A 7382-nucleotide genomic window follows, 5' to 3' on the forward strand; every position below is an offset into this window, starting at 1 on the left:
ATCGCCGGATGGCCCGCCTTCCAGGCCGCGAAACGCGGCGCCAGGCTCCGGGCCGACATCGGAGACGTGTGCAGCCGGTTGCCCGCAGGGCGGCGGGAGGGGCGGGCCCCCCGACCCGCCGGGGCGCCCCTACGCCCCGTCGAACCGCCCGCTGGCATGGGCCAGCATCGTGTAGACCTTGCCGGTCTCCGAGGTGAGATACGCGTCGGTCCGCTTGGCGTCGCTGTCGTTCTTGACCACGTCGCCGAGCAGGCGCTCGAACTCGCTGACGTAGCGGTCCACGCTGCGGCGGAACTCCCCGTCCGCCCGGTAGCGGCGCTGGATCTCCGTGAAGGTCGTCCGCCCCTGCGGCGTGTAGATCCGCGGGTCGAACAGGTTCGGCTCGCCCCGGCGGTACCGCTCCCACAGGTCGACCGCGGTCCGGTGCTCGATCATCTTGGCGATGTCGGTCGAGATCGTGTCGAGGGCGATCCGCCCGGTCTCGGCAGGCGCCACAGCGGGCCGGCGGGCCGACGCGGCGGGGGCCGGCGCGTCGGCGGCCGGCACCTCCTCGTCGTCGTCCAGCGAGGCGCGGGTCAGCAGGTCGGACAGCCAACCCCGCTTGTCGCCGGGCCGCGTCGGAGCGGCGCCCCGGGGCGGCGTGGTCGGGCGCGGAGCCTCGATCCGGGCCGTGCTGCCCGCGGCAGGCCGCGGCGCCGCGGGCAGCGCCGGCAGCGAAGGCGCCGCCGGGGCGGGAGCCGCAGCGGTGGGCGCGGGCGCGAAGGCGGCCAGCGGCGCCGCCTCGGGGGCGATCGGCGCCGCGACCGAACGGCTGCCACCCTCGGCGGTCCGCCGCTGCGTCTGCGGCTGGGCGACATCCACCGAGCGGCCGGAGCGGGAGACCAGGGACGAGAGCTCGTTGAGCGCTTTGATCTGGTCGGCCACCACCCGGCGCATCTCGCCCGTGGCGTCCTGCGTCTCGCGGGGCAGTTCGAGCACGCCCTTGGCGAGTTCGGCACGGGTCGCGTCGAGTTCGCCGCGGATCGAGCCCGCCATCTCGCGGAGCGCCGAGAACGAGTCGCCGAAGCTGGCCTGAGCCTCCTGGAAGCCGGTGCGCATGTCGCGCGCCGCCTCCTCGATGGCCTGCCGCACGTTCTGAGCGGTCTTCTCGCCCTCGGCGCTGGCGCTCTCCTTCAGGTCGGCGAAGGCGCTCGTCACCGAGGCGCCGGCGCCCGCCGCGGTCCGGGTCAGGGTCTCACCGACGCTGCGGGCGCGCTCCTCGGCGGCGCGCAGGGTCTGCTCGATCGTCCGCTCCAGGGCCTTGCCGTTCTGCTCCAGGGCGGCGGCGCGCGTTTCGAATGCGGCCAGCGCCGCGGTGAGCGCCGTCTCGCGGCCCGACAGGGTCGAACCCAGGCGCTCCTCGATGGCGGCGAGGGAGGCGGCCGCCCGGTCGAGGGCCGCCACGTGCGCGGCGGTCTGCTCGGCGAGCGAGCGGCCGCGCCCGTCGAGGGTCTCGGCGAGGCGGGCGGCCTCGCTCAGCGCCCCGTCGGCGGCGCCGCGCAGGGCCTCGACCTGGGACGAGACGCCCGCGCTCGCCCGGCCGGTCTCGGTGGCGATGCGCTCCAACGCCGCCTGGACCTGCTCGATCCGGCCCGCCAGGCCCTGCTCGATCGCGCCGAGATTGGTGTCGGCTCCGGCCACGAGATCGCTGAGGGCGCGGTTGGCCGCCTCGATCCGCTGGAGCAGGCTGCCGAGTTCGCGGCCCATCCGGTCGTTGGTCTCGAACAGCTCCGAGAGGGTGCGGCCGGCCCCGTCCTCGACGGCGGCGCGCAGCAGCTCGGCCGAGGCCCGCGACTGCACGGCCAGCTCCTCGGTCCGCTCCCGCAGGCTCTCGGCCAGCGGCATCCCGGTCTCGGACAATGCCCGCTCGATCGCCTCGGCCCGGTCGGCCAGGGCGCGGGCGAGGTCGAGCATCGGCCCGTCGATGGCGCCGCGCAGGCGCTCGACATGGCCCTCCAGGGCGTCGCCGACGGTGCGGCCGCTGTCGTCGAGGCCGGCCAGCAGGGCGCCGCCGCGGTCCTCGATCGCGCGCACCAGCGCCTCGGCGCTCTCAGCGAGGCGGCGCGACAGGGCATCGCCGCGGGCATCCACCAGGGCGCCCAGGGCGTCGGTCCGCCGCTCGAAGGCCGCTCCCAGCGCCTCGATGCGGGCATCGATCAGGCCAGCCAGGACCGCCTCGCGCCGGCCGAGCGTCTCGGCCACGGCCGCGTTGTGGGCGTCGACCTGCTCGGCATGGGCGCGCGCCCGCTCGTCCAGGGCGAAGACGAGGTTCGCGGTGCGCTCGTCCACGAGACTCGCGAAGGCCTCGTGGCGATCGTCGAAGGCGGTGGCCAGGGTGTCGGCGCGCTGCGCCACCAGGGTCGCGAACAGCCGCATCCGGCTGTCGATGCGCTGGGTGAAGGCGTCCGCGCGGGCATCGACGCCCTGGGCCAGGGACTCGCTGTGCGCCGCCACGGTCTGCGCCAGGGACGCGGCGCGGTCCTGCACGACGTCGTCGAGGGCGCGCAGGCGGGTGTCGAACACCTCCACCAGGGCGCCGGTGCGGCCGTGGGCGGTGTCGATCAGGGTCTGGCTGCGCTCGTCCAGCAGCCCCTCGATCGCCGCGCGCGCCTCCTCGAAGGTGGTCCGCAGCGCCGCGATCCGGCCGTCGACCCGCTCGGACACGTCGCGGCCGGTCCCCTCGACGACCGCGCCAAGGCGGGTCTGAACCCGCTCGAACAGCGCTTGCAGCTCGCCCGTCCGCTCGCGGAGGGTCTCGGCGAGTTGGCCTTCGCGCGCCTCCAGCAGGCCCGCGATGGCGGGGTGCGCCTTGTCGATGGTCGCCTGGAGCGCCTGGGTCCGCTGCTCGATCGTGCCGGCGATCTGGCGGCCGCGGACATCCACGAGGCGGTCGATCTCGCCCTGCGCCCGCTCGAACAAGCCCTGCAGGTCGGCGAGGCGGTTATCCAGGAGGTCCGCCATCTGGGCGGGCGCCGCGTCGAGGGTCGTGCGCAGGCCTTCGGTTCGGGCCGCGATCGCGTCGGCGACCTCCCGGCCGCGCCCGTCCACGAGGTCGCGCAGGCCGGCTTGAGCCTCCTCGAACAGGGTCTGGAGACGCTGCGTGCGTGCGTCGAGGGTGGCGGCGAGCTGGCGCTCGCGGGTCTCGACCAGCGCCGAGACGGCGGCGGGCGCCTCCTCCAGCACGGTGCGGAGCGACTGGATCCGCGCGTCGACCGTGGCGGCGAAGCGGCCGCCACCGCCCTCGACCAGCGCGTCGAGGGCCGATTGGGCCTCCTCGAACAGGGTGCGCAGGGCCTGGGCCCGGGCGGTGAGCGTGTCGGCGAGGCGGTTGCCCCGGCCCTCGACCAGGGTCTCGAGATGGCCGAGCCGCTCGTCGAACAGGCTGCCGAGCTGCCGGGTCCGGTCCTCCAGGGCGCCGGTCGCGGTGCCGAATACGCCCTCCAGGGCGGCGACGAGCGCCTGGCCGCGGCCGTCCAGCGCGTCGTTGATCGGCCCCATGCGGCCGTCGAGGGTGGCGGCCAGGGTGCCGGCGTGACCGTCCAGCATCACGCGGATCTGGTTGGTGCGGTCGTCGAGCAGGGTGTGGACCGAGCGCACGCCGTCGTCGAGCAGGCCGCTGATGTCGGCGGTGCGGCTCGACAGGGTGTGGCCGAGGCGGCCCTCGCCGTCGTCGAGCATCCGCTCGGCATCCGCGATGGTCTGCTGAAGCTTGGCCAGCACGCTCTCGCCGCGCTGGTCGATCAGCTCGGCGAGCGAGGTGCCGCCGCGGTCGAACAGGCGGGCGAGCTCGGTGATCCGGCCGCCGATCGCCCCGAATACCGCCCGGCCCTTCTCGTCGAGCTCGCCCGACAGGTTCGCGATGCGCTCGTCAACGAGGCGGGCGAGCAGGTCGGCGCGCTCGGCGAAGGCCGCGTGCAGGGCTTCGGTTCGGCCCGACAGAGACGTCTCCAGGCCGTCCGTGGCCGCCGCGATCGAGGCGGTGAGCGCCTGGACGCGCTCGGCCATGGCGCCGTCGAGGCCGCCGGTCCGGTCGGCGATCGTCGCGACGAGGTCGCGGGTCCGGCCGGCCAGCTCCTCGTCCACCGCGCGGGTGCGCGCCTCGATCAGGCGGATCGCCTCGAAGGCCTGAACGCCAAAACTCTCGTCCACGAGGCGGGCGCGCTCCTCCAGCGTCTCGGCAATCGCCTGGAGCCGGCTGACCACGCCGGCATCGAACTGGCCGGCGCTCTCCTCGATCCGGCGGGCGATCTCGCCCGTGTGCCGGGCAATGTCGTGCCCGAGGCCGGAGGTGCGGCCTTCGAGCATCTCCGCGAGGCCGCGATGCCCCTCGGCCATGATGCGCGCCATCTCGTCGGTGCGGGCACGCAGGGTCTCGTCCACCGCGCTGGCGCGGGTGCCGAGATGGCTGTCGATATGGCCGACGAGTTCCGCCACGGCCGCGCCGATCTCGGCGGCCCGCTGGGCGGAGCGCTCCTCCAGGCTCCCCAGATGGGTCTCGATCAGGCTGCCGGCCTCTTGGGCGCGGGCCGTGATCGTCTCGGCCACGGCCTGCCCCTTGCCGGTCAGCAGACGGTCCATCTCCTCCAGCCGGGCGCCGACGGTCTCGCCGAGCGCCGCGGTGTCGCGACCGATCCGGTCGGCCAGGATGTCGCCGCGGGCGATGGTCTCCTTCAGGGCGTTGAGGCGGTTGCCGAGCGTCTCGTCGATCGCCCGAACCCGCCCGTCGGCGGTCTCTGCGAAGCTGGCGCCGGTCTGGCTGAGCGTGTCGGCGATGCGCGTGCCCTGGCTCGCCACGGCGAGCACGATGTCGCGGCCCGTGACGCTGATGCGGGCCTGGGTCTCGTCGGCGTGGCCGGCGAGCAGCGCGGCGACGCTGCGTCCGTGCTCGCCGAAAGCGGCCTCCATCTCACCGATCCGGGCGGCGAGGTCGGCCGAGATCGCGCGGGCGGCCTCGGCGAGGCTGCCGGTGGCGTCGCCGGTGCGGGCTGCGAGCTCGCGGTTGAGGTCGTCGAGAGCGGTGCGGACGGCGGAGACCGCCTCCAAGCCGCGGGCTCCGAGATCCGTGCCGGCGCGGTCGGCGGATTCCAGGAACCGGGCCATGAGGGTGGCGGTCTCGGCCTCGACGGCGCCCGCCACCTCGGCGGAGGCCGCGCGCAGGGTCTCAAGGGTTGCGGCGAGCCGCTCGGCAGCGTCCCGGGTCTGCACCTCGGCGGCTGTGCCGGTTCGCTCGGCGGCGGCGGCCAGAAGGTCGGCTGCCTCCTCGGCACCGCGCCGGAGCGCCGCGGCCGCCTCGGCGGTGCGGCCGTCGATCGCCTCGGACAAGCCATCGACCGTGCCGCGCAGGGACTGGACCGCGCCGGCCGCCCCTGTCTCGAAGCCCCGGCCCAGGGCCGTGAAGGCGGCTTCCAAGCTGGCCGCGACCGTGTCGGTCCGCCGCGCGATGCCGCTCCCGGCGCGCTCGGCGGCGTCGGCGACGCGGGTCTCGAGAGACGCCGCCCGCACCGTCACGGTCTCGTCGAGCCGGTCCGCGATGCCGTCCATGCGCGCGGCGACGGCGCCGCCGCGCTCGGTCAGGGCGTCGGCGATCCGCTCGGCGGCTCCGATCAGCTCGTCGCGGACCGCGCCGGCCCGGGCGGTCAGGCTCTCGCCGGCCCCGCCGGCGGCGAGCGCCAGGGCGGCCTGCGCGTCGCGCCCACGGCCCTCGATCGCCTCTGCGACCGACAGGCCCGTGGTCTCGATCTCAGCCCGCAGCGCGGTGCCGCGGCCGGCGATGTCCTGCGCCAGGGCCGAGCCGGTCTCGGCGAAGCGCGCCGTGATCTCGGCGCCCATCGCGCCGAACCGGTCGGTCAGCTCCGAGCCGCGCGACAGGAACACGGTCTCCAGCCCGGTCGCCGAGCGCTCGAAGCTCTCGCGTACCGCGCCGGCCTGGCGCTCCAAAGCGGCGCCGACCTGCGCGCCGGTCTCCTCGATGCTGCGGGCCAGGGTCCCAGCGTTCTCGGAAAGGCGCCCCGCCAGGGCGGTGCCGGCCGCCTCGAAGGCGCCGGTCGCCTCGCCGGCCCGGCCCTCGAAGGCGCGGGTCAGGTCCGCGCCGACCTCCTGAAGGCTGCCGCGCACGGCCTCGCTGGTGGCCGTCAGGGTGTCGATCAGGTCGCTGCCGCGGGCGGTCATCAGGCCAACCACCCGGTCCCCGGCCTCGCCGAGGGAGGCGGTGATCGCGGCGCCGCGGGTCTCCAGGGCCCCGGTCACGCGCTCGCCCGCGCCGTCGAGGGCGGTCACGATCCGGTCGGAGGCGCCCTCCAATTCCTGGCTGAGGCTCTGGTGCGAACCGGTGATGGCGTTGCGCACCCGGTCGGCGTTGGTGACGATCGCCTCGCGCTGCGCCACCAGCTCCTCGACAAGCGAGCGGATGCGGATCTCGTTGTCGGAATAGGCGCGCTCCAGGGTGGCGATCTCGCCGCGCACCAGAGTCTCCAGCTCGCCCGCGCGGGCGAGCGCGCGCTCGACGCCGTCGCCGACCGCGGCCACCTCGCGGCGCACGGTCTGCGACATGGTCAGCACCGCGTCGGTGGAGAAGCTCTCGGGTTCGGCGAGCCGCACCGCGACCTCGCCGACCGCGCGGGCGACGAGGCGCATCTCCTGGGCGCGCACCGCCAGCATGGCGGCGATCACGAACAGCACGACCGGGCCGAACAGGGCCGCGGCGCCGACGCTCGCCTGAAGCGCGGTGAGCCCCGCGACGACGCCGCGCAGGTCGCCCTCGGACTTCGTCCAGGCGATCAGCACGAGGGCGCCGATCCAGGCGAGGCCGGAGGCGAGCGCGAAGAGATAGGGCTTGGGCGAGGAGCGCACCCGCAGGGTCTGCTGCAGGATGCCGATGTTGCGCCGGTCGTCGTTGGCTACGAGCGAACGGTCGGGGGGCAGGAGCCCGCCCTCACGGCGCGGGCGCTCGAGGCCCGGCGGGGGCAGGTCGGAGGCGAGCGGCGGATCGAGGTCGAGCCGCGGCGGCATGGTCCGGCCGGCCGCGTCGAGCCCTCCGTCGAGCAGCGGATCGGCGTCGCCGACGTCGGGCAGGCGCGGCTCGGCGCGGCCTTCGAAGCCGTGGGGCGTCAGGGCGTCGAGGTTCAGCGCCTGCTCGATCGCAGAGAGCGCGGCCTCGGCCGGGTCCTTCAGCTTCTTTTCGGTCGCCATTCAACGCCTCGTGACACGGGTTCACCGGCACCTGGGGAGGCTGATGCCGGAGACGCAACACCCCGTTTACCATTACAAGATTAGACCGGAGCAGCGATCGCCGATACCCGAGCCTCCGGTCGGCCCCAGAAAACGTTAACCGAATGGTTACCGAC

General features: G+C 75.2%; 1 protein-coding gene. It reads right to left on the minus strand.

All coding sequences use genetic code 11. From position 1 onward, the window contains the following. Positions 1-129: 129 nt before the first annotated feature. Positions 130-7227, minus strand: a complete 7098-nt coding sequence (locus MKK75_RS03580) for a hypothetical protein (RefSeq protein WP_244041261.1) — start codon at positions 7225-7227, stop codon at positions 130-132. Between the last annotated feature and the right edge of the window lie 155 nt (positions 7228-7382).

The organism is Methylobacterium sp. J-030 (assembly GCF_022829545.1).
Lineage (GTDB): Bacteria > Pseudomonadota > Alphaproteobacteria > Rhizobiales > Beijerinckiaceae > Methylobacterium.